Origin of the sequence: Enterococcus sp. 5B3_DIV0040 (genome assembly GCF_002140755.1) — a bacterium.
GTDB lineage: Bacteria > Bacillota > Bacilli > Lactobacillales > Enterococcaceae > Enterococcus_D > Enterococcus_D casseliflavus.
In genome coordinates this window covers 1,007,644-1,028,887 of sequence record NZ_NGLC01000001.1, presented here as the reverse complement: position 1 = coordinate 1,028,887, position 21,244 = coordinate 1,007,644, and the positions used below count along the sequence as shown (strand labels likewise).

Sequence of the window (21,244 nt, the reverse complement as noted above, 5' to 3'; positions counted from 1 at the left end):
TCATTATGTTGAAATGTTTTTTCAATTATAAATTTATATCTTGAAATATAATTACACTTCATTTACAATGAGTGTGAAATCGAATTCAACAATCGCTTTCATCACTATTCTAAAAGAAAGGAGAAACGATATGCTTGCAATAGGACTCATGTCAGGAACCAGTTTGGATGGAATCGACGCTGCTTTAGTAAAAATCAACGGCTGCGGTACCGAAACTGACGTCCAGCTGATGGAAATGCTCACACTGCCCATTGGTGAAGAATTGAAGGAACGAATAAAAACTGCTTGTGATCCGGTGGAATCAAATGTTCCCCTCATCTGCCAATTAAACACTGAATTAGGGTATCAATTTTTGAAAGCGTGTCAAATCCTCTGCCAAAAAGCCGGCATTGAAGAAAAAAGCATTGATTTTGTTGCCAGCCACGGACAAACGATCTGGCACTCCCCCGATGCTGATCCAGCGAAAAACAGCACCTTGCAAATTGGCGAACCTTCGATTATTGCTTATGGCTTACAAACGAAAGTCGTCGCCGATTTCCGAGTGATGGATATGGCTGCTGGCGGGCAAGGAGCGCCCCTTGTACCTTATACGGACTATCTGCTTTATCAATCAGACGATAAAAATCGCTTATTGCAAAATATTGGCGGCATCGGCAACGTTACGGTTCTGCCTAAAAATGGTGGCTTAAGCGAATTATATGCTTTTGATACAGGTCCAGGAAACATGGTCATCGATGAACTAATGGTTCAGCTATTCGGTCAGCCTTATGATGCGTTTGGTGAAACAGCCCGAGCGGGAGCAATTATACCCACCTTGCAAAAGGAATTAAGAACTCATTTTTATTTGTCCCAGCAACCGCCGAAAAGCACTGGACGTGAACAATTTGGCAAACATTTTGTGCAGCAGCTAATGACCGAATATCCCCAAGTAGCATCGGAAGACTTGGTGAGGACTTTAACCGATTTCACCGCATTTTCCATTGCTGACAGTTACCAAAGGTTCATTTTCCCTCAGTTGGGAACAAATGATATTGAAGTGATTCTTTCAGGTGGTGGCGCCCATAACCATCTGCTGATTGAGATGATCAAAGGCTATTTACCCGAAACAGTAGCCGTTGTAACACAAGATGACATTGGCGGTTCGAACGATGCCAAAGAAGCGGTGGCTTTCGCCATCTTAGGAAATGAAACCCTTCACAGCCGTGTCAACAATGCCCCTGCAGCAACCGGGGCAGCCCAAGGCGTGATTTTAGGAAAAATCATTCCGAATCCATGGGAAACAAAAATGTAAAACATCTTAGGAGGATAAACCATGTTAGATAAATTCACTCAGTTCATCGAACGCCATCTGGCAGGACCGATGGAAAAACTTGGCAGCCAGCGTCATTTGCGAGCGGTTCGTGACGGGATCGTTTCAACATTGCCATTGATTATCGTCAGTTCGTTCTTTATGATTTTAGCCTTTCCACCGCTGCCTCAAAGTTGGGGCATCTATCAATTCTTGTCTAGCAATGCCACAACCATCTTATTGCCTTATCGAATGACGATGTACATTATGAGCTTGTATGCTGCATTCGGGATCGGATACAGTCTTTCTCGCTCTTATAAGCTTGATGGTCTTTCAGGCGGGATCTTAGCAACGACCGCCTTCTTACTGACCTTCACCCCGGTCAATATCCCAGCAGAAGCGTTGGATGCAGCTGGAACGGTCGGTTTTGTCTTGCCAATGGCCAATTTAGGGAGTGCTGGTATGTTCGTGGCGATCATCACCTCGATTCTTGCCGTTGAAATCTATCGGTTAACGGACAAATCGAAATTTAAAATCACGATGCCAGAACAAGTCCCACCTGCAGTCGCTCGCTCTTTTGAAGCCTTGACTCCCACTTTAGTGATCATTTTAGGAATGGGCGCGATCACTTACTATATCGGTTTTGACTGGCACACGATCGTGGCAAAAGTCGTCGATCCTTTAGTCAGTGCCGCAGATACCTTGCCAAGTGTGCTTTTGATCACCTTCTTGACGACCTTCTTCTGGTCATTCGGGATCCATGGTGCTTCTATCGTTGGTTCACTGGCTCGTCCATTATGGTTACAGTTGTTAGAAGGAAATACAACAGCGCTTGCATCGGGAGATATGATTCCCAATATTGCAGCCGAACCATTTTATCAATGGTTCATCTGGATTGGTGGGGCTGGTTCAACGATTGGTTTGGCTATTTTGTTAGCTTTTCGCACAAAATCGGAATTCGGTTCAAAACTAGGAAAAACAGCCTTAATTCCAGCTATTTTCAACATCAACGAACCACTGATTTTCGGTACACCGATCGTCTTGAATCCAATCTTGATCCCACCATTCATCATTGCGCCTTTAATCAATGGTGTCATTGCATGGGTCGCCACCTCAGCAGGTTTAGTCAATGCCGTCACGGTCAATGCCCCTTGGACATTGCCTGGACCAATTGGTGCTTTCTTAGCGACTGGCGGCGATTGGCGTGCGATCGTACTGAATGTTCTTTTGATTCTTTTATCGATTCTGATCTATTACCCATTCGTAAAAATCTATGACAAAAACGAATTGGAAAAAGAAAATCAACCAGTCACACAATAATTTGTTGATAAAGGTCGGACGAAGCACCCATCAAGACAATCGGAAGAAGCGCTCCTCAGCAGCATTTTTCGATACTAAGAGGTGCTTCGTACGATTTTTTTAGAAAGAGGGAAAACCATTGAAACGAGAAATTGGCCTTTCGATTTACCCCGACCATAGCGATCCTTTACTGGATCAAGACTATTTAAAAAAAGCTGCTGCCCTTGGTTACTCTCGCTTATTTATGAGTATGCTAGAAGTCAGTGAAGGCAAAGAGACCGTCAGAAAAAAATTCTCTTTGATTATCGGGTTTGCCAAGAACCTTGGGTTTGAAACGATTTTAGATATTTCCCCAGCTGTTTTTAGTGATCTGGCGATCTCTTATGACGATCTAAGCTTCTTTGCAGAATTAGGTGCGGACGGTATCCGCTTGGATCAAGGGTTTGATGGCAGCAAAGAAGCCCAACTGACCTTCAATCCATTCGGCTTGGCGATTGAATTGAATATGAGTAATGATGTGAACTATTTAGAAAATATCCTTTCTTATCAAGCCAATGAACCTTTTTTATATGGCTGCCACAATTTTTACCCCCAACGAGGCACAGGCTTAACGGAGGCTTTTTTCCGCAACTGCAGTCAACGTTTTAAAAAATATGGGTTGAAAACAGCCGCCTTCATCACTAGCCAATCAGCCAAAATTGGCCCTTGGGAAGTCAATGATGGCCTGCCAACCTTAGAATCTTGTCGCGATTTACCATTGGCGCTACAAGGAAAGCTGCTTTTTGCTTCTGGGTTGATCGATACGGTGATTATTGGCAATGCCTATGCGTCGGATGCAGAACTGAAAGCTCTGGCAACGATCGATCGCTACAAACTGACCTTTGGCGTTTCCGTAGAAGCAGAAGCCAGCGAAATCGAACGGAGGATATTAGCTGAAACCAATCATTTTCGTCGCGGTGACAGTAATGCGTTAGTCGCTCGGTCCACACAATCACGGGTGAAATACCGTCCCATCGAAAACCTCCCTCATACAAACCATGAACCGTTTGCTTATGGGGACATCGTTATCGGCAATGATACCTTTGGTCAGTACAAAAACGAATTGCAGATCGTTTTGACCCCTCACCAAGACGCCCGAAAAAACAAAGTCGGCGCTATCCCCAAAGAGGAGTTGCCTTTGTTGGAATATTTGAAACCATGGACCAAATTTGCTTTCGAATTATTGGATTAAATCATTAGAAAAAAGCCGCTGATCACAAAAGGATCAACGGCTTTTCTTAGGTATTAATCTTCTCTTTTGGACTCATCGATTTGATAAACAAATGACGGATCGATCGCTTGATCCAGTGTGTCAAATGCACCTTGTATGCGCCGTTCCACTTCCGCCAAGCCCTCTTTGTCCATCTTTTTGATGTCACTGATATCGATTGGCTCCCCAAAACGGACAGTCACTCGCTTGCGTTTAAATAAATCCTTTAATGTCAGCGGTCCTTGATAAACAGAGGGAACGATCTTGACTTTGGCCATTTTCGCGATCAACGCCATGCCACCTTTTAAGGCCGTTGCATGTCTCGTACCACTTGGGAACATGATCAAGCTAAGATCGGTTTCCTTCAAGATTTTGACTGGCGTCTTTACCGCGCTCGGCCCTGGTTTGTCCCGTTTGACTGGAAAAGCATTGGCATGAATCAAAATGAACCGTAAAATCGGGTTTTTGAACAGCTCTTCTTTCGCCATAAAACTGAATTTCTTTGGCCGAGCAGCCACTGCTAGGTACAATGGATCCCACCAGGTTCGGTGAGGAGCCACTAAAATATAGTTTTCATTTTTAGGTAAAACCTCTTTGTTTTGATAACGAGCATTGCCGTTGATCAAAAATAATACTACGCGAACCACACCGCGCATAAAGCGAAAAAACATACTCATTTTCCTTTCTATTTCTCTCCTATTCAAGTATGCAAAAAAACGGTTTAAATGACAAGCCTTTTTTAGCGTTTCCCATTATTCTTAATCGTAGTATAATACATTGAAATGAATTTAGAACAGGAGTATGCTTCATGTTGCAACCGAACGAACGCATTGACCAATTGTATGCCGATGACATCAAGATCATTCAGAGTTCCGAAGTTTTTTCTTTTTCATTAGATGCTGTCTTATTAGCCAATTACGCTAGAGTACCAAAAAGAGGTGTGATCGTTGACCTTTGTGCAGGGAATGGCGCAGTCGGTTTATTTATCAGCAGAAAAACGACTGCTCATATTTATCAGGTCGAATTGCAGGAACGCTTAGCGGATATGGCGCAGCGCAGTATCGAATTAAATGACTTGCAAGAACAGCTGACGGTCTATCCTATGGATTTGAAGAATCTCTTTCAAAAAATCAAACCTGATTCCGTCGATCTTTTGGTCTGCAATCCGCCTTACTTTAAAAATATACCGACGGCGATCAAAAACCCGAATCCCTATTTAGCGATCGCCCGGCACGAGATCACCACAAATTTAGATGAAGTGATCCAAACCGCCAGTAAAGCGTTAAAAATGAATGGAAGGTTTGCGATGGTTCATCGCCCGGATCGCTTTCTCGATATTTTGGACCATATGCGCACCCATCGAATCGCGCCAAAACGAGTCCGCTTCGTCTATCCGAAAGTAGGCAAAGAGGCCAATATTTTATTGATTGAAGGAATCAAGGATGGTAAGGCGGAAGGGTTTAAAATTGATTCTCCTCTCATTACCTATGATGAAACGGGCTCTTATAGTCCAGAAGTGAAGGCGATGCTCTATGGCTGCTGACAACCATTACTTTTATGTCTTACGTTGCAACGACCAATCCTTTTACGGCGGCTATACTACCGATTTGAGTCGCCGCTTATTAGAGCATAACAAAGGGATCGGGGCAAAATATACCCGTCCCGCTAGTCGCAGACCCTTGCAAATGATCCATGCGGAAAGCTTTTCCACTCGCAGTAAAGCCACTCAAGCAGAAGCCGCCTTCAAAAAATTGCCTCGCAAAAAGAAAGAGGACTACCTGATCAGTCATAGGAAAAGCAATGTTCTCTGACCAAGCATGCAAAAAACTACCTGCGCACGGAAGTTTCCTTCTTGAGGGAGCTTTCTTTCGTGACTTAGGTAGTTTTTTTATCGTTATTCATTCCTATTCGGTAACGCCCATTGGGTTTGACTTTTCCCAAATTCTTTCGGGATCACAGAATCAACGGATTGATATTCGAGGGTTTCTTGGGACTTTGGAATCGTAATTGCCGTTAAATAGTTGTTGGTTTCGGAATAGAAACCAATTGTTTTAAAGGAAGGATCAGTCAAATGGTATTGAACCCCCTGCAGTTTAGCAGTTGTTTCCTCATCCACAAAAGTCGGTTGATAGCGAGCATAGTAAACCTGGGCGCCCATTTTAAAATATACGGAGTTATGAGCAGAACCAAGAAATTCAATCTCCCGTTCCACCGGTATTGCTTGATAGATTCCTAAAGTTTCAATCGCTTCATTGCTTTGGATGCGCTGATAAATTGCTGTAGTATCAGATTCGTAATATTTATAGCCTAGAAACATCTTTTCGCGATCTCGGATATTCGGTGTGATCAGCGCATTATACGTTTTGAATTCACCATACACTTGATCCCCAATAAAAAAACCTAATAGACACGTAACGACTATGCCGCCAAGCAATAGCGTCACTTTTGGGTTGCGGTTTTCTCGATAAAGCAGAACCATCAGGAACCCTAATAACGCAATCAGACCAACTACCATGAGAATTGGTAGGATCACATAATAAAAACGCTCACTTTGCAGCCATTTTTCGCTCGTCATAAATGCAACCATTTTTTATTCCTCTTCGATTCCTCACTACTCACTGTCTTACCCTTGGTCAAACAGTAGAAGGATCGTCCTTTCATCCCTTTTCATGCCAATTATCCTCAAGGCGCTCAATTCCCATATAAGTTCTTATGAGATTAATTTTACCATAACTATGTAGAAAAGATAAGTGTTAGATGAATTGCTTTTCACAACAAACATCCATTGACAAAAGGAGGGTTTTATCAGATAATATTGATGCTAATCGGGAATGAATGTCTCCCTCAGTTCTTACTGAAACCGCAATTTTGCTAATGACTTCTACCACTTTTTTTAGTGTGTAGCAGTCATTTTTTTATTTTCACTAGGTCGTCGTATTTGCAGGAGCATTGTTCCTATATTCTTTTTAAAGGATCGTGATAGAAATGATGAAACAAAAAACAACTTATTGGGAACTGACTGCTTTAGGTGTGGTCAGTCTGGTTATTGGCGTATTCGCTGGAGCCGTCGACACCTTCTTTGGTAAGATCCTACTTTCCTTAAGCGCCTTTCGTGATAGTCATTTTTTGCCCTTGATTCTCTTTTTACCCATTATCGGCATTTGTTTTACTTACCTGTTCCAAAAGTACGGTGACCGAAGTCCTCAGGGAATGAATTTAGTGTTTTTAGTCGGACATGAAGAAGAAAAAGACATTCCGTTGCGCTTGATTCCTTTTGTAATGGTGGGAACCTGGCTGACGCATTTATTTGGAGGAAGCGCTGGCAGAGAAGGGGTTGCGGTTCAGTTAGGTGCCACCATCGCCAATCGCTTAGGAAAATGGCTGCGACTAGAAAAGTACGCCAGCACCCTGATCATGATTGGGATGGCTGCGGGATTTGCTGGTTTATTTGAAACCCCGATCGCTGCGACGTTCTTCGCACTGGAGGTACTTGTCATCGGTAAATTCAGTCATCATGCACTCTTACCAACTTTGCTGGCTGCTTTCACTGCTAGTACGACTTCTCAATTGTTAGGATTAGAAAAATTTAGTTTTGCTTTGTCACCGTCCCCCGATTTGACTTTGGCTGTTTTTCTGAAATTACTTTTGATTGGCTTAATATTTGGTATTGTTGGTGGCAGCTTTGCGGGATTATTAGAAACGATGAAACGGATCATGAAACGACGCTTTCCTCATCCTCTCTGGCGCATCGGCATCGGTTCACTCGTGCTAGTCTTACTTTTTGTCCTTTTGTATCATGGTCGTTATTCAGGTTTAGGAACGAATTTGATCAGCGCTAGTTTCACGAATCAACCAATCTATTCTTATGACTGGCTGCTTAAGATGGTGTTAACTGTACTGACTATCAGTATTGGTTTTTTGGGCGGAGAAGTCACCCCTTTGTTTGCGATCGGCGCCTCTTTGGGCGTCGTGCTGGCACCGCTCTTCGGACTGCCTATCGAACTGGTGGCCGCCCTAGGCTATGCCAGTGTCTTTGGCAGTGCTACTAGCACTTTATTTGCACCGATCTTTATCGGTGGGGAAGTCTTTGGCTTTGAAAATCTGCCCTTGTTTGTGATCGTCTGCTCCGTCGCCTACTTTATCAGTAAACCCTATAGTATTTATCCCTTACAAAAATCATTGGCAGACGGGAAATGATTCACTTTTGATCCCTCCTCCAGAGCAAAAGAAAAAACCGCGAACAAGTCGCGGTTTTTTTCTTATTTCGCACGTTTTAAGTAGGTACCTTCAGCTGTATTGATTTCTAGCATTTCGCCTTCTTCAACAAAGTCAGGAACATTGACAACTAAGCCAGTTTCCATCGTTGCTGGCTTGCCTGAACCAGTCACAGTCGCCCCTTTGATCGACGGCTGTGTTTCAACAACCTTTAAGATTACGCTTGATGGTAGTTGAACGCCGATTACTTCGCTGCCGAAGAATTGGATTTTCACTTCCATGTTTTCAAGAATAAATTTCATTTCTTCTTCTACCACTTCAACTGGAATTTCATATTGTTCATAGGTTTCCAGATCCATGAAGAATGCTGTATCATCCATTGTGTATAGATATTGTACAGCTTTCGTATCAATATGCGCTTTTTCAAATTTTTCTTCTGGACGGAAGGTTGTATCATAAGTCGAACCAGTCCGAACGTCCCGTAATTTCATACGCATAACCGTATTTCCCTTACCTGGTTTGTGATGGCTAGCATCTAATACTTTGATAAGTTTGCCGTCTTGAACGAATGTCATTCCAGCTCTTAAGTCACTTGCATTGATCATAATTTTGAAATCTCCTTCACTATGTGATAATCCTTGTCTATTGTATCAAAAAAAGCTGCTTTATTCTAGCTAAATCAGTGGGAAGGTCGCACAAGTTTACGGCGTTTCTCCATATAGTGAGGGTCATACTCATCTGTCTCAATATAAATATAGACTTTTTTATCTGCCATCTGGTGTCGAATCTCGGCTTCAATCTCATTAATGATCTCATAGCCGACCTCTTCTTGTTTCGAGGCAATATCAACTTTTGCCGCAATCAAAATTTCTGATGGTCCTAAATGCACCGTTTTAACATCAATCAAGCGATCAACATCTGGCCGTTCAAATGCTCTTTTGATCACTGCTAGATCCCGTTTTGTGACACTTTCGCCAATCAGTAGACTGTAAAATTCGCGGGCTAAGAAAATGGCTGCTACCATCAATAAAAGACCAATCAACAAACCACTGAAGACATCAAAAAATGCGTTACCCGTAATCATGGTTAAAATCGTACCAAATAGTGCGATCATTAGGCCGATCATTGCACAAAAGTCTTCTGTGAAAATGATCAGAATCTCACTATGCCGACTTTCTTTCAAAAAACGATAGATTGGTTGACGTTCCACATTCAGTTCGCGGATCTCCTTGATCGCGATCCACAACGAACTTCCTTCAACGATCATCCCGAAAATCAAAATAGCGATCACCAACCAAGCGTTACCAACTTCATGGGCAGGATGCAGCAGCTTTTCTACCGCTTCCATCACACCGAGTGCGCCCCCACCAAAGAAGAGCATCATCGCAACGATCGTGCTAAAAAAATATTTCGCCCGACCTTCTCCAAACTGATGCAGTTCACTTTGGCCCTTTGTTGCCCGTTTATCCCCGATCAATAAAAAGATTTGATTGCTACAATCCACGACACTATGAATGCTTTCATTCAACATGGCTGCACTGCCACTTAGTGCATAACCGACAAACTTACTAATAGCCACCAAAATATTTGAGATCAGGGCAGCGATGACCGCCATCATACCATTTGCTTTCTTTTCCACACCTTACGCTTCCTCTCATCAATAAACTCCCTGCTTATTATGCAACTATTCTTCACGAATGGATCAAGCTGCCTCTAGTTCCTCAATCAACAGGTGCTTGCTTTTTCAACTTCGCCTCTCTACGGCTGATTTTTTTGGTCCAAAAACCGCCCGAAATATACTTGGGTTCATAGCTGATGATAAACGCTCGTTCTTCCACCGCTTTGATGGTTTGATAGAGCTTTTTCTCACTTTTTCTTTGGGAAAGAATCTCTAAAATCAGTCGTGGCCCTTCTAAGCCTTCTCCATAACTTTGTGTAACTCCGTAGCCTTCTTGTCGTAAGATCTTAGGCAAACTTTTTTCCTCATCCGTATTACTAGGTAGGATCACTGTGACCATTGTATAGCCCAGAGCCAGCTTATCTTCGATTTTGATACCAATACTGACTCCTGCAGCATAACCTAATGCATAGAATAAGAGATTCAGCGGGTTATCCAAACGATCCAATACCATAGATAAGCCTAAAATATAGATCGTGATTTCGATCATACTCACTAATGGGGCAATCACGCGATACCCTTTCATTGTCAATAAAAATCGCAGTGTGTTCAATGTGACATAGGCGAGATTGATAAAGAAAATCATCGCCAGCATTTGTAGATCAACTTCCATCTTTGATTCCCCCTTGTTCTTAGCATATCAAAAGGCAAGAGAAAATTAAAATATTTGAGCAGGATTTAATTACTAAAATAGCTAAATAAAATTTATACTGGGGAAGATATAGTGCTTAAGTGATTTCATTGATCACTACCATGTCATGATTTTGCTCATTGGTCCATTGCCTGTGGTTTCACTCTCTTCTATTGATCGAAAAGCATATCCACCAAAGTGGGAAAAGCAGTTTAAACCACCGCTCGTCTGTTTCAGACAAAAAAGAAGTCCAATGGCAACTGGACTTCTTTTTGTCTGAGCAACTTTTACAGTGTTCGATCATATTCACGATTGCAGAACATGCTTACTTGTTTTCCAAGGGGTTATTCGTCAGCACCAGGTACGAAACTCAGCTCCCAACGAAGGGTTCCTTGATAACTTGTTGCTTGCGGCCTCGCGCCAATAGGGATTTCCAGCTCGACACTTTTTTGCATGGTATGCTCGTTTCCATAGCGTTGAATCCAAGTACCCGTCCCTTGATTTTCATTGGCACGTGCAATCACTTGGTTCTGCGGTCCTAGCTCAATTGCTTCAACGTAGTCTGGTGCTTCAGAGCGATTTTCTTTAGAGGTGACCATTTCAATATTATTCAAATGCACACTCGCTCCTTTTAAATAGTGCTTAAACGCATCCGTGCTTACGAACCCTTCCTCAGATAATCGGGCACTCAAGGTCCAGCCATTTGGGAGAAATCGACGATCGGAAACCTGAATATAGTTTGGTCGTTCGGTTGATTCATGATCATCCACTGAAGAAATTCGTTGCGGACGCGCCGGATAGCGGCTTGTCGACGAGCGAATCGGTACTGTACCAAAATCGAATTGTGAAACAAAGTCTATACTGATAAACCCGCGATTTTCTGGTATCAATGGTGGATTTTCAGGTAGAATCGGTTGATCAGGATCAAGGGGATCTTTTGGGTCAACGTCACCAATGGGTTCCACAGTGGTTGATGCTTCTGCCCATTTACCATCAAGAAATGCCTGAGCGGTGACCACCTCACCTTGTGTAAAATACTGGAAAGGTTCTAAATCAGATAGATCAAGTAAATAGTGCCCATTTTCACCCGCTTGTGTGTGAAAGTACTCGCTATTGCCGGCACTATCGACTGGCGTTTCAAGCGTCGGTTCTGGCATCAGCCCCTCTCTTTGAAATCGAAGGTAGCTACCAGGATTGGCGGTTCCCGAAATCGTATAGGCATTAGGTAAGGTTCTATCTTCTGTCAAAGGATCGATGGTCACCGTGATGTCTGGGATTCTCTCAAATAATAGACGTTGTGAACGAGAAGCAAACTGCGAGGCAAACCCTCGACTTGTTTCCTCATTCAGTGAAGATACATTGGTCACATTGGTGTTGGTTCCGGAAATCGCCGCAGTCATGGACAGAATCGGTTGCCACTGAAAATCAGATGGATCTCCTGTATTTCCATGCCGCCACTGGCGAATCGCCTGATTCTTTGCAGTGATTCCTCCCCCTTCAATTAGACCATTTGTGGTGGTCGTTATGGCGCGGGTTCTTTGCAAATTGACACGCTTGGCATCGTCGATCGTCAATCTTGCGGGATTGTTGGCACCGGTAAAGAAAAGTAGCCGTTGGACAGCTTGTGGGCTGTCCGAACGAATATCTAAGGTAGCATCTTTGCCCACGTTGAGATTGCCAGTCGTGCCAGAGAAGTGGAAGATATTTGCGGTTGTATTTTGATTTGTTGCTTCAACCTCTAAGGTGCTGCTGTCTTCTAAGGTGACATGCGTATTGGCACTTAACCAGAAAATATGACTGTACAACGTTCGGTTTGTAGCAGTAACTGACAAGCGACTTTTTTCCATTAAGCGAATATCATGGGGCGTGCCTGATGTGATGACTGCCGGACTGTTGTTTTGTGTATTTAATGCCAATTCCGCACCTTTTCCTAACTCAATGCGTCCATTGCCAGCGACAAAGCGAATATTGGCACCGCCTGCTTCGCCAGCTGAACCGTTGGCATTTAATGATAGTCGGGCATTATTCCCTAGTATGAGACGCGCATTCGTATTATAAAAATCAAGATTTCCTGAGCTGATCGTCGACATTTCGACGTTTGCTCCCTCACGAAGCTCGATTTGGTTGATTTCAAAATTCGCTTGGGTGTTCGAGTGAATCATCCAAGAAGCATTGAAGTCTGATGTATATCTAGGCGTTTGGTGTGAAACCGAATGTCCAGAAAAGCTGGCTCGAGAGTGCAAACCGTAAAACAACTGATTGCCAGTATGGTTGAGATTGTGGTACCGAATGATTGAACGCTGCTGATTTGACATGTTCAAATCATGATATTCAATTGCCCCCCAAAAGTTTCCATGGTAAAGTTCCAAATTTTGCAAGGTAATGTCCCATGGGGAATCAGGATTGACACTCGAATCGCGAAAACAGATCGCTACGGCTCTAAGATCCATCTGAAAGGTGTCGAGACCATCGATGATTAACGTCCTTGAAACTCTCGAGGCATTGATATAAACATAGGCTAATCCGCCATTAGGATTGGCGCTGCTGCTCCAGCCGTCAATTCCCGTAATGCCTAAACGAGGATTATCGTTCGTTTGAAAACTGGCTGTCAAATAAATATAATTGACCGTCGTATCGACCATTGCAGCCATAAATTCGACCCAGTCAGCAACCCCTCTCTTTTTTACGTCGTCGCCTAACAGATATAGATTGCCAGGATCTGACTCTGATTCGTCAGGAATCTGGCTTTCTATTTCCTTCTCTTTTGGTAATTGATCCTCTTTGTCCTCTTGATCGAATTGATCAGTGGAGTCACTCGAATCGGTTAGCGCATCCTCTTGTGTATCCGTAGGGTTTGTCTCCCGTGCTTCCTTTATTTCAAGTATTATTATTGATTCTGCTACTTCAAATGGAAACGTCCCTGCTGTATCAACTACCAATGGAACCAAAAAATCACTTCTAGGGATATCAGTCGTTAGTTTCCAACCATTCTCTTCAGTGGTTGACGTAATTTTGACTCCCTTTGGCAACTCCTCTTCAACAAAAACCGCAGATTGCGGCAACCGGATCGCTATTTCACTAATGGGACGGCCCGTATGAAACGCAACTAGTAACATGTCTCCTACAGTCCCGGCTTTCGTTGATTCATCAAAATAAATGGCAACTTTTCCCTCAGCCTCTTTCTCTCGTATCGGTTCGAATGGGTCACTCGCAACCGTTTCTTCCTCCAGCTGTGCAGCAAAGAAAATGTTTGAAGAAAACACACTCATGGTTGAAAAAAAGTAGAGTCCTCCAAGTAAGCCAATAATGATGGTGAAATATACCTTTCTCTTTTTCTTGTTCATTTGTTGATGCCCCACCTTTCAGCGTATCTTTCACTTGAAATCGATCATGGATCAGTCCTTCCCAAAGAGCAGCTATAACCATCAGGACGCTTGCTTCCTTTTTTCAATTACGGCTGATCAGAAAACCACAATCCTGCCATCGATTTTAAATGACAAAAGAAATCGCCAATTAAAATAACAAACATTATAAATAACGATGGTTTTGATCGTTTCACTTTATTCTATAGCCCACGCTATTGCTTAGTAAAATCAGAATATTCCTCAGTCGGTGAAAAATGTAATTCGACTAAGTATTTTGTGAAATCGGCAGTTTCAGCACACAAAAAAAAACAGCTAGATGTTCGCCATCTAGCTGAAATCATTCATCGTTATGCTCAAAGGACTACTTCTATTAAGAGTAACTGTCTCTACTATTTAGAACGAAAATAGCCATTTGAAGATTCTTCTTGTTGATCGTCTTCAATCATTCCTTTTAATGATCGATCTAAAACGGACCGTTTTTTCTCACCATTTTTTTTATTGTTGGCCCGAAACTCGCTGCGTGTCATCCCAACAGAGGGGTGGCGATTGAATTTTTTGACGGTTGGATCGCTTTCTTCTTTGACTTGATAAGCTGCTGGTTCAGTATCAAATAACAAATAACTTTCTTGTTTTTTTGCCATTGCATCCATCAAATCGTTCGGCGTAATTTCAGGTTTTTGCTCATCTGGAATAATTGATGCAGGAATATATTTAGGCACGAAGTAAGAGCGTCCCGAATATTCTTTTTTCGAAGAAACAGGAACCTCAGCTTTTTCCTTCTTACTAGTAACTTGATAAGAAGAATGGTTCGCTTCTTTGCCAAAAAAATTGGTTTTTCCTGTCGGCATCTGCTCTTTCACCGGACGTTTTCCGTACTGAGGCAAGTTGGCACGGTGATTGGCAAGCTCTTCTTTTTGACGAACATTGTGCCCTCGATCGCGTTGGCTGGAATGCACTTTACGCTGCAAAGATTGATTTTCTTCCTTGTGAGAATGACTCACGGGATCTTTGATTTCGGTTAAAATCCAATCATCTGCTTTACTGAATGCGGGGCGATGCTCGGATTGAAGCTTCACACCGTCTGTATCATCATAAGCAGGAAAACGGAAGTGTTTTCGTTTCACATCTAAATAATTTGCCACTGTACTCATCCTCTTACATGCATTTTTTTCATCATACCACAAATAAAAGAGAATTTCACGAAAGACTGCGCCATTTCAACCGAAGTCGCTTCAATTGTCTCCCCTTGGAGGCACTGACTCCGTCAAGCTTGCCGCATTTGGTTCTTTGATATGGGCAAATAATGGATCGATCTGCCAAATATCTGCTGCATAATTTCGCACCGTTTCATCCGCCGAAAACTTCCCAGCATTCGCAATATTCATTAAACTGATTTTTTGCCAGCGATGAGTATCTTGATAAGCAATATCCACCCGATGCTGTGCATCACAATAGGCGTGGAAATCTCTTAATAAAAAGTACTCATCATTGTATTTCAAAAGTGAATCAAAAATCTCGCGGCCTTCTACTTGAATATTGGGGATTGTCCCGTCAATAAAGGCATTGACTACACGTTGCAATAGTGGATCTGACTCATAATACGCATAGGCAGAATAATTACGCTGGGCGTAATACTGATACACTTCTTCTTCGGTTAGCCCAAAGATCGCGATGTTTTCATCACCGATTGCATCTCGAATCTCAATATTGGCACCATCTAAAGTGGCGATCGTTACTGCCCCATTTAGCATCAACTTCATATTACTTGTCCCTGAAGCTTCTTTGGAGGCCAATGATATTTGTTCACTGACATCCGCTGCTGGGATAATTTTTTCTGCTAAAGAAACGTTGTAATTTTCTAAAAAAACAACCTTGATTTTATCATTGATGGTTTCATCATGATTGATCAGATTCGCCACTTCATTGATGACTTTAATGATCGATTTTGCGTAGTGATAGCTTGGCGCGGCTTTGGCACCAAAGAGAAAGACTCTTGGATGAAACGCAGCAGTTGGATCGTCTTTGACCTCAAAGTAGAGCTTTAGAATATTCATAAGATTTAGTAATTGTCGTTTGTATGCATGCAGACGCTTGATCTGCACATCAAATATTGCCGTCGGATCTACTGTGATGCCCGTTGCTTTTTGAATGTACTGTGCCAGTGCACGCTTGTTACTCATTTTTGCGTCGGCAATTTGTTGGAGAACAGTTTCGTCCTCATAATAGTTTTTGAGTAGTTGCAGGTCTAATGGATCATTGCGCCAGCTTGTACCGATGGACTGATCCAATACTTTGGCTAACGGTTGATTGGCTAGCTGAAGCCAACGCCGTTGCGCGATGCCGTTGGTCTTATTGTTGAAACGGGCAGGATAAATAAGATAAAAGTCATGGAGTACCACTGATTTTAGTAAATCAGAATGGAGCTTGGCTACGCCATTGACACTGTGGCTGCCGATGATCGCGAGATGTGCCATATGGACTTGATCATCAATAATGATTCGCGTCCGTTCCAGTAAGGCTTGCGGATGGACCCCTTGCATCGTTTCCACAAAACGGTGATCAATTTCTTTGATGATCTGATCCATTCTCGGCAAAACTTCTTCAATCATGCGCACGGGCCATTTTTCTAAGGCTTCCGCCATGATCGTATGGTTCGTATAACTCATGACTTTCACGGTGATCGACCACGCTTGTTCCCAAGCAAGACCTTCTTCATCAACTAAAATGCGCATCAGTTCTGGGACGCAAAGGGCTGGGTGCGTATCATTGATGTGGATCGCTACTCGTTCACTCATCATGGCCAAAGGTAAATTCATTTTTTTATAATAACGGACGATACTTTGGATCCCTGCAGACACAAAAAAGTATTCTTGCATCAGCCGGGTCCGTTTGCCTGTCTCATTGGAATCATCGGGATACAAGACCGCTGTCAGATTTTCCAATGCTTGCCGCGATTCTAGTGTCGCGTAGTGCGCCTCATCTTCGGCAGGAACCTCAACACTCCATAAACGCAAGGTATTGAGATGGTGATTTTGGTAGCCAACCATTGCTGTATCATAAGGAACCGCCCGCCAGGTAAAGCCACCTTCATAAACTGGGGCTAATTTCCCGTCCTCTCCGGTAACGAGATAGACATGGCCCCCGAAACGAATAGGCACCGCCTTGCTTTCTTTGCGGACTTCCCAAACATTCCCCGAACGCAACCAGTCATCGGGCAACTCTACTTGATGACCGTCAATAAATTTTTGTTTAAATAATCCGTAGCGATAGCGGATCCCATTGCCATTTCCCGGCAAACCTAAAGAAGCCAATGAATCCATAAAACAAGACGCTAAGCGACCGAGTCCCCCGTTGCCTAAAGCCATGTCTTTTTCCGTCTCTGCAACATCGTCAAGTGAAAACCCTAACTCTTCAAAAACGGCTTCCGCTTGCTCCAACAGCTGCATATTTAACAGATTACTCTTTAACATTTTGCCGGGTAAAAATTCGATTGAAAAATAATACGCTTGTTTCTGATCCTCCAACAAGAGATTTTTTCTGGTCTGACGCCAGTCTTCTGAATACATTTGCTTCACGACATTGGCTAGCGCCTGAAACAATTCCTGCGGTGATGCTTCATCGATCTCTATCGCAAACAGTTCGTGCACGTTGGTTTCTAACAGATCACGCAATCGTTCTTTTGTCATAGGGTTACACTCCTTTATGCTAACCGTTTATAAAAAAGAAGAATTCTTGCCGCCAGAATGGCTAGTCATACAACTAGCCGTTCTGTTGCAGACAAGGATTCTTCTGTCTTAAAACAATCAAACTTTGATATTATTATACAACTCAACATAAAGATCTGAGCTTTGATTCCAGCTAAAATCTTTTTTCATTGCTTGCTTGACTAATGCCGTCCATGTTGTCGGATCCGATTCATACAATTCAATCCCCTGTTTTAAAGCATTCATCAAGTAAAAAGGTGAAAACTCTTGGAAGCCAAAGCCGGTTCCTTGTTTCGTGATCGGATTATAGGAATCCACCGTATCTTTCAAGCCACCGATTTCATGAACGATCGGTAATGTACCATAACGCATCGCGATCATCTGCGATAGTCCACATGGTTCAAAAGCCGAAGGCATCAAGAAGAGATCCGCTGCTGCGTATAACTTTTGCGCCAGTGCAATATCAAAAGAAATCGCGGCAGCACATTTGTCAGGATATTTCTGCGCAAAGTAGCGAAAGCCTTCTTCAAAATCATGCTCACCGGTTCCCAATAGGATAAACTGGACATCAAACTGCAAGAGGTTTTCCATTTCTTCAAGAACTAAATGGAACCCCTTTTGAGTGGTCAAACGACTGACAACGGAAATCAACGGAACCTCTTTACGAGTTGGCAAGCCAAACTGTTCTTGTAGCGCTCGCTTGTTTTTAGCTTTTCCTGATAAATCCTCGACACTGAAAGGATAGTCCAAATGAGGATCGGTTTCTGGATCATTCATTTCATAATCAATTCCATTCAAGATACCGCTTAGCTTGCCACTTTCCATGCGTAAAATGACTTCAAGACCACAACCAAACTCAGCTGTTTTGATTTCTTCACTATAGGAAGGACTGACGGTCGTGATGCGGTCCGCATACAAGATTCCTGCTTTCATAAAGTTCAAGCAATCGTTTAAACGCAAGGTTCCATCATCATATCTTTCCGTACCCATCCCAAAAAGATCCGGTAAAATATCGCGACTATACCACCCTTGAAACCCAATGTTATGGATCGTCAAAACGGTGCGTATGTTTTGATACGCTTGGATCCAATGATATTTTTCTTTGATCAAGAACGGAATCATCGCCGTATGGTAATCATTGACATGTACGACGTCTGGAATAAATTCAATGCGTTCCATCATTTCGATCACGGCTAATTGGAAGAAAGCAAAGCGTTCCCCATCATCATAAAAATCATAGAGCCGTTCGCGACCAAAATAGTAGAGATTGTCTATGAAATAATAAGTCACAGCGCCTAGAACTAATTTTTTGATTCCACAATATTGCTTGCGCCAGCCGACCGCCACTTCAAAGGAAAAACAATCTTCCATTTGGTCTTGGTATTCGGCAGGCATTTTCGTGAAATAAGGTAAGACGACAACTGTCTCGACGCCTTTTTTGACCAACTCTTTTGGCAATGCACCTGCAACATCCCCTAACCCGCCTGTTTTAAAAAACGGAGCGCACTCTGCTGCTGTAAACAAAACCTTCATGCGCTTGCTCCTCCGATTACATCTTCTGTCACATGAGAATTCTTCTTAATGACAATCGGCGTTTCTTTGGTTCCCTGCACTTTTACACCTTCTGCGATGGTTACATTTTTATCTAAGATCGCATAAGAGACTTCGGCACCTGCTTTGATTTCGTTATTTCCGAAAATGATCGCGCCTTTGACTTTTGCCTCAGGATGGATTTTCGTACGGCGAGCAACCAGTGACTGCTCGACAGAGCCTTCAACGATGCAACCAGAAGCAAAGTGGCTATTTTTCACCTCAGACGTTTCCGAGTAATAGGTTGGTACTTCATTCTTCAATTTGGTATAGATTTTTTGATTCGAATAAAGCAATGAAGTGAATTTATGCACATCTAGCATGTCCATATTTGTTTGATAATAAGAAGAGATATCATAAATGTTACTTAAGTAACCAGTGTACTCATATAGGCCAGTGTTCTCCACAGAGATCATCTCTCGTAAAAATTGACCGAGATCTGCCGTTGCGCCAACTTTTTGCCCTTCTTTAAGAGCCGCGATCAGACGATCCGTTTGAATGATAAAAATATCCGTACACAAGTTGACTAGGGAGCCAACTTCCCCTTTTTTCGCTTGGATCGCTTCTTCTAAGTGTCCTTCACTGTCAACATTAAACAACAAGTCACTTTCAGAAACATTGTCACTGCCGATGCGTTTATACACCACAGTCATTTCATTGCCTTGTAGTTGATGAATTTTCAGCAAAGCGCGCAAATCGATGTTGCATAAGATTTTGCTGCCCATAAATACAGTGTGATCTGATTTCGATTTTTCCAAATAGTCAATGACGTTATAGTAGTACTCTTGCCCTTCGGCTTGCTTTTTCAATGAGTCTTGAAATAAGTGAATAAAGAACCGGTTTTGAACACCGTCCAAGTTCCACTCTTTTCCACCGCCGATATGATCAAAGACCGACTGAGTCTCTCCTTCATTGAAAATCATGTAGACTTGTTTGATGTTGGCATTTTCAATACTTGAAAGATTGAAATCCAGCAAGCGATATTTGCAGTCAAACAACAAGGTCGACAGCGGACGATTCTCCGTTAATGGCATCAAGTCTTGGTATCGCTGTAGGTTCCCTAAAATTGCACACATTTTATTAGTTCTCATCAATCGTCACCCCTAAAATTTCAGAATAGCCGACTACGGCAATTTCGTCTGTTCCATCGATCTCTGCGTCGTCACCAATCACTGCATTTTCCCCAACAATCACTCGATTTAATTTGACATTTCTGCCAATCACCGCTCCAGGCATGATCACGCTATCTTTGATAGTCGAGCCTTCTTTCACTTGCACGTTCTCTGATAAAATACTGTGCTCGATCTCCCCAGCAACATAGCAGCCGTCCATCACAAGCGAATTTTTAGCAGCACCGGTTTCAGTTACAAAGTGCGGCGGTGCGATTGGGTTTTTGGAGAACACTTGCCAGCTTTTATCCCGGATATTCAACTCCATGGCTGGATCAATAAATTCCATGTTGGCTTCCCATAAGGAATCGATCGTTCCTACGTCTTTCCAATAGCCAGAGAAGCGATAGGCAAAAACGTTGTCGCCGCTTTCTAGATAAGAAGGAATGACATGTTTCCCAAAATCGACCATTTCGCCGTCTTTTGTGTAGTTACTCAATAGCATACTGCGTAGACGACTCCAATCAAATATATAGATCCCCATCGAAGCAAGATTGCTTTTTGGTTCGGCTGGTTTTTCATCAAATTCGATGATGCGGTCATTTTTATCAGTATTCATGATTCCGAAACGAGAAGCATCTTTCATCGGAACTTCGAGAACTGCAACCGTCAATGAAGCATCATTTTCTTTGTGTTTTTCCAGCATTTCTTCGTAATCCATTTTGTAGATATGGTCGCCGGACAAAATCAAGACGTATTGCGGGTCCATCTCATCGATATAGGCGATGTTTTGATAGATGGCATGGGCAGTTCCCTCAAACCATTTTTCGCCTTCTGAATTTGAATATGGCTGTAAAATCGTCACACCGGTACTGATTCCATCCAATCCCCAACTGGCGCCATTGCCGATATGATTGTTCAGTGCTAAAGGTTGGTACTGCGTGACTATACCCACATTTTTGATTCCAGAATTGACACAATTACTCAACGTGAAATCGATGATCCGATACCTGCCGCCAAACGGAACTGCTGGCTTGGCAATATTTTTTGTTAGTTTCCCTAAACGAGTCCCTTGTCCTCCTGCGAGGATCATTGCTAACATTTCTGTTTTCATTT

The 21,244-nt window shown here is 42.8% G+C and carries 17 protein-coding genes and 1 riboswitch; of the genes, 6 read left to right on the top strand and 11 right to left on the bottom strand.

Annotation, left to right across the window (positions count from 1 at the left end; translation table 11 throughout):
- Positions 1 to 130 precede the first annotated feature (130 nt).
- The 3 genes from anmK to A5883_RS04930 all read left to right on the top strand — a co-directional run bounded on the left by anmK (position 131) and on the right by A5883_RS04930 (position 3,818).
- Entirely contained in the window at positions 131 to 1,291 is a 1,161-nt protein-coding gene (anmK, locus tag A5883_RS04940) for an anhydro-N-acetylmuramic acid kinase AnmK (protein WP_034872212.1), read from the top strand.
- Positions 1,292 to 1,312: 21 nt separating this feature from the next.
- On the top strand, positions 1,313 to 2,608 hold the full coding sequence (locus A5883_RS04935; RefSeq protein WP_008379718.1) for a PTS sugar transporter subunit IIC: 1,296 nt from the start codon (positions 1,313 to 1,315) through the stop codon (positions 2,606 to 2,608).
- A gap of 118 nt (positions 2,609 to 2,726) precedes the next feature.
- Positions 2,727 to 3,818 carry a DUF871 domain-containing protein gene (locus tag A5883_RS04930; protein WP_086338086.1) on the top strand — a complete coding sequence of 364 codons (1,092 nt, stop codon included), beginning with the start codon at positions 2,727 to 2,729 and terminating at the stop codon, positions 3,816 to 3,818.
- A 53-nt stretch (positions 3,819 to 3,871) separates the two neighbouring features.
- On the opposite strand, the gene A5883_RS04925 is transcribed toward A5883_RS04930, so the two are convergent.
- Positions 3,872 to 4,507, bottom strand: a complete 636-nt coding sequence (locus A5883_RS04925; protein WP_005229679.1) for a lysophospholipid acyltransferase family protein — start codon at positions 4,505 to 4,507, stop codon at positions 3,872 to 3,874.
- A 137-nt stretch (positions 4,508 to 4,644) separates the two neighbouring features.
- Between A5883_RS04925 and A5883_RS04920 the strand changes: the two genes are divergently transcribed.
- Together A5883_RS04920 and A5883_RS04915 are read left to right on the top strand one after the other, a co-directional pair.
- Positions 4,645 to 5,379, top strand: a complete 735-nt coding sequence (locus A5883_RS04920) for a tRNA1(Val) (adenine(37)-N6)-methyltransferase (protein ID WP_005236774.1) — start codon at positions 4,645 to 4,647, stop codon at positions 5,377 to 5,379.
- Positions 5,369 to 5,647, top strand: a complete 279-nt coding sequence (locus A5883_RS04915) for a GIY-YIG nuclease family protein (protein ID WP_005236776.1) — start codon at positions 5,369 to 5,371, stop codon at positions 5,645 to 5,647. Before A5883_RS04920 ends, A5883_RS04915 begins: the two co-directional genes overlap by 11 nt.
- A gap of 83 nt (positions 5,648 to 5,730) precedes the next feature.
- Here the strand turns inward: A5883_RS04915 and A5883_RS04910 are convergent, their stop codons facing one another.
- A complete protein-coding gene (locus A5883_RS04910; protein ID WP_086338085.1) occupies positions 5,731 to 6,423 on the bottom strand; it encodes a hypothetical protein in 693 nt (230 codons plus the stop codon).
- Positions 6,424 to 6,654: 231 nt separating this feature from the next.
- A riboswitch (Fluoride riboswitch) is annotated at positions 6,655 to 6,727 on the top strand.
- A gap of 94 nt (positions 6,728 to 6,821) precedes the next feature.
- On the opposite strand from A5883_RS04910, the gene A5883_RS04905 reads away from it, so the two are divergent.
- A complete protein-coding gene (locus tag A5883_RS04905; RefSeq protein ID WP_086338084.1) occupies positions 6,822 to 8,033 on the top strand; it encodes a chloride channel protein in 1,212 nt (403 codons plus the stop codon).
- 62 nt (positions 8,034 to 8,095) lie between these two features.
- On the opposite strand, the gene efp is transcribed toward A5883_RS04905, so the two are convergent.
- From efp to A5883_RS04860, 9 genes are all read right to left on the bottom strand, one after another.
- Positions 8,096 to 8,656, bottom strand: a complete 561-nt coding sequence (efp, locus tag A5883_RS04900) for an elongation factor P (protein WP_005229668.1) — start codon at positions 8,654 to 8,656, stop codon at positions 8,096 to 8,098.
- Between the two features lie 74 nt (positions 8,657 to 8,730).
- Positions 8,731 to 9,669 carry a cation diffusion facilitator family transporter gene (locus A5883_RS04895; RefSeq protein WP_086338715.1) on the bottom strand — a complete coding sequence of 313 codons (939 nt, stop codon included), beginning with the start codon at positions 9,667 to 9,669 and terminating at the stop codon, positions 8,731 to 8,733.
- A gap of 103 nt (positions 9,670 to 9,772) precedes the next feature.
- Positions 9,773 to 10,342, bottom strand: a complete 570-nt coding sequence (locus tag A5883_RS04890) for a DUF2179 domain-containing protein (protein WP_005236782.1) — start codon at positions 10,340 to 10,342, stop codon at positions 9,773 to 9,775.
- 362 nt (positions 10,343 to 10,704) lie between these two features.
- Positions 10,705 to 13,704, bottom strand: a complete 3,000-nt coding sequence (locus tag A5883_RS04885) for a WxL domain-containing protein (protein WP_086338083.1) — start codon at positions 13,702 to 13,704, stop codon at positions 10,705 to 10,707.
- Between the two features lie 410 nt (positions 13,705 to 14,114).
- Positions 14,115 to 14,876: a hypothetical protein gene (locus tag A5883_RS04880; protein WP_016613236.1), complete on the bottom strand. Its 762-nt coding sequence runs from the start codon at positions 14,874 to 14,876 to the stop codon at positions 14,115 to 14,117.
- Positions 14,877 to 14,957: 81 nt separating this feature from the next.
- A complete protein-coding gene (locus A5883_RS04875; protein WP_086338082.1) occupies positions 14,958 to 17,411 on the bottom strand; it encodes a glycogen/starch/alpha-glucan phosphorylase in 2,454 nt (817 codons plus the stop codon).
- Positions 17,412 to 17,528: 117 nt separating this feature from the next.
- Entirely contained in the window at positions 17,529 to 18,962 is a 1,434-nt protein-coding gene (gene glgA, locus A5883_RS04870; RefSeq protein WP_016621303.1) for a glycogen synthase GlgA, read from the bottom strand.
- Complete coding sequence (gene glgD, locus A5883_RS04865; RefSeq protein ID WP_016613233.1) at positions 18,959 to 20,110, bottom strand: glucose-1-phosphate adenylyltransferase subunit GlgD; 1,152 nt, start codon at positions 20,108 to 20,110, stop codon at positions 18,959 to 18,961. Before glgD ends, glgA begins: the two co-directional genes overlap by 4 nt.
- Complete coding sequence (locus A5883_RS04860) at positions 20,100 to 21,242, bottom strand: glucose-1-phosphate adenylyltransferase (RefSeq protein ID WP_086338081.1); 1,143 nt, start codon at positions 21,240 to 21,242, stop codon at positions 20,100 to 20,102. The genes glgD and A5883_RS04860 overlap by 11 nt, the downstream gene beginning before the upstream one ends.
- Positions 21,243 to 21,244 lie beyond the last annotated feature (2 nt).

Excerpts from the sequence above, each read along its gene's own strand:
- A5883_RS04875 (WP_086338082.1), bottom strand. The coding sequence starts at position 17,411 with ATGACAAAAGAACGATTGCGTGATCTGTTAGAAACCAACGTGCACGAA.
- A5883_RS04925 (WP_005229679.1), bottom strand. The coding sequence starts at position 4,507 with ATGTTTTTTCGCTTTATGCGCGGTGTGGTTCGCGTAGTATTATTTTTG.
- A5883_RS04895 (WP_086338715.1), bottom strand. The coding sequence starts at position 9,669 with ATGATGGCGGTCATCGCTGCCCTGATCTCAAATATTTTGGTGGCTATT.
- A5883_RS04890 (WP_005236782.1), bottom strand. The coding sequence starts at position 10,342 with ATGGAAGTTGATCTACAAATGCTGGCGATGATTTTCTTTATCAATCTC.
- A5883_RS04915 (WP_005236776.1), top strand. The coding sequence starts at position 5,369 with ATGGCTGCTGACAACCATTACTTTTATGTCTTACGTTGCAACGACCAA.
- A5883_RS04910 (WP_086338085.1), bottom strand. The coding sequence starts at position 6,423 with ATGGTTGCATTTATGACGAGCGAAAAATGGCTGCAAAGTGAGCGTTTT.
- A5883_RS04860 (WP_086338081.1), bottom strand. The coding sequence starts at position 21,242 with ATGAAAACAGAAATGTTAGCAATGATCCTCGCAGGAGGACAAGGGACT.
- glgD (WP_016613233.1), bottom strand. The coding sequence starts at position 20,110 with ATGAGAACTAATAAAATGTGTGCAATTTTAGGGAACCTACAGCGATAC.
- A5883_RS04935 (WP_008379718.1), top strand. The coding sequence starts at position 1,313 with ATGTTAGATAAATTCACTCAGTTCATCGAACGCCATCTGGCAGGACCG.
- A5883_RS04880 (WP_016613236.1), bottom strand. The coding sequence starts at position 14,876 with ATGAGTACAGTGGCAAATTATTTAGATGTGAAACGAAAACACTTCCGT.
- anmK (WP_034872212.1), top strand. The coding sequence starts at position 131 with ATGCTTGCAATAGGACTCATGTCAGGAACCAGTTTGGATGGAATCGAC.
- A5883_RS04885 (WP_086338083.1), bottom strand. The coding sequence starts at position 13,704 with ATGAACAAGAAAAAGAGAAAGGTATATTTCACCATCATTATTGGCTTA.
- A5883_RS04920 (WP_005236774.1), top strand. The coding sequence starts at position 4,645 with ATGTTGCAACCGAACGAACGCATTGACCAATTGTATGCCGATGACATC.
- A5883_RS04905 (WP_086338084.1), top strand. The coding sequence starts at position 6,822 with ATGATGAAACAAAAAACAACTTATTGGGAACTGACTGCTTTAGGTGTG.
- glgA (WP_016621303.1), bottom strand. The coding sequence starts at position 18,962 with ATGAAGGTTTTGTTTACAGCAGCAGAGTGCGCTCCGTTTTTTAAAACA.
- efp (WP_005229668.1), bottom strand. The coding sequence starts at position 8,656 with ATGATCAATGCAAGTGACTTAAGAGCTGGAATGACATTCGTTCAAGAC.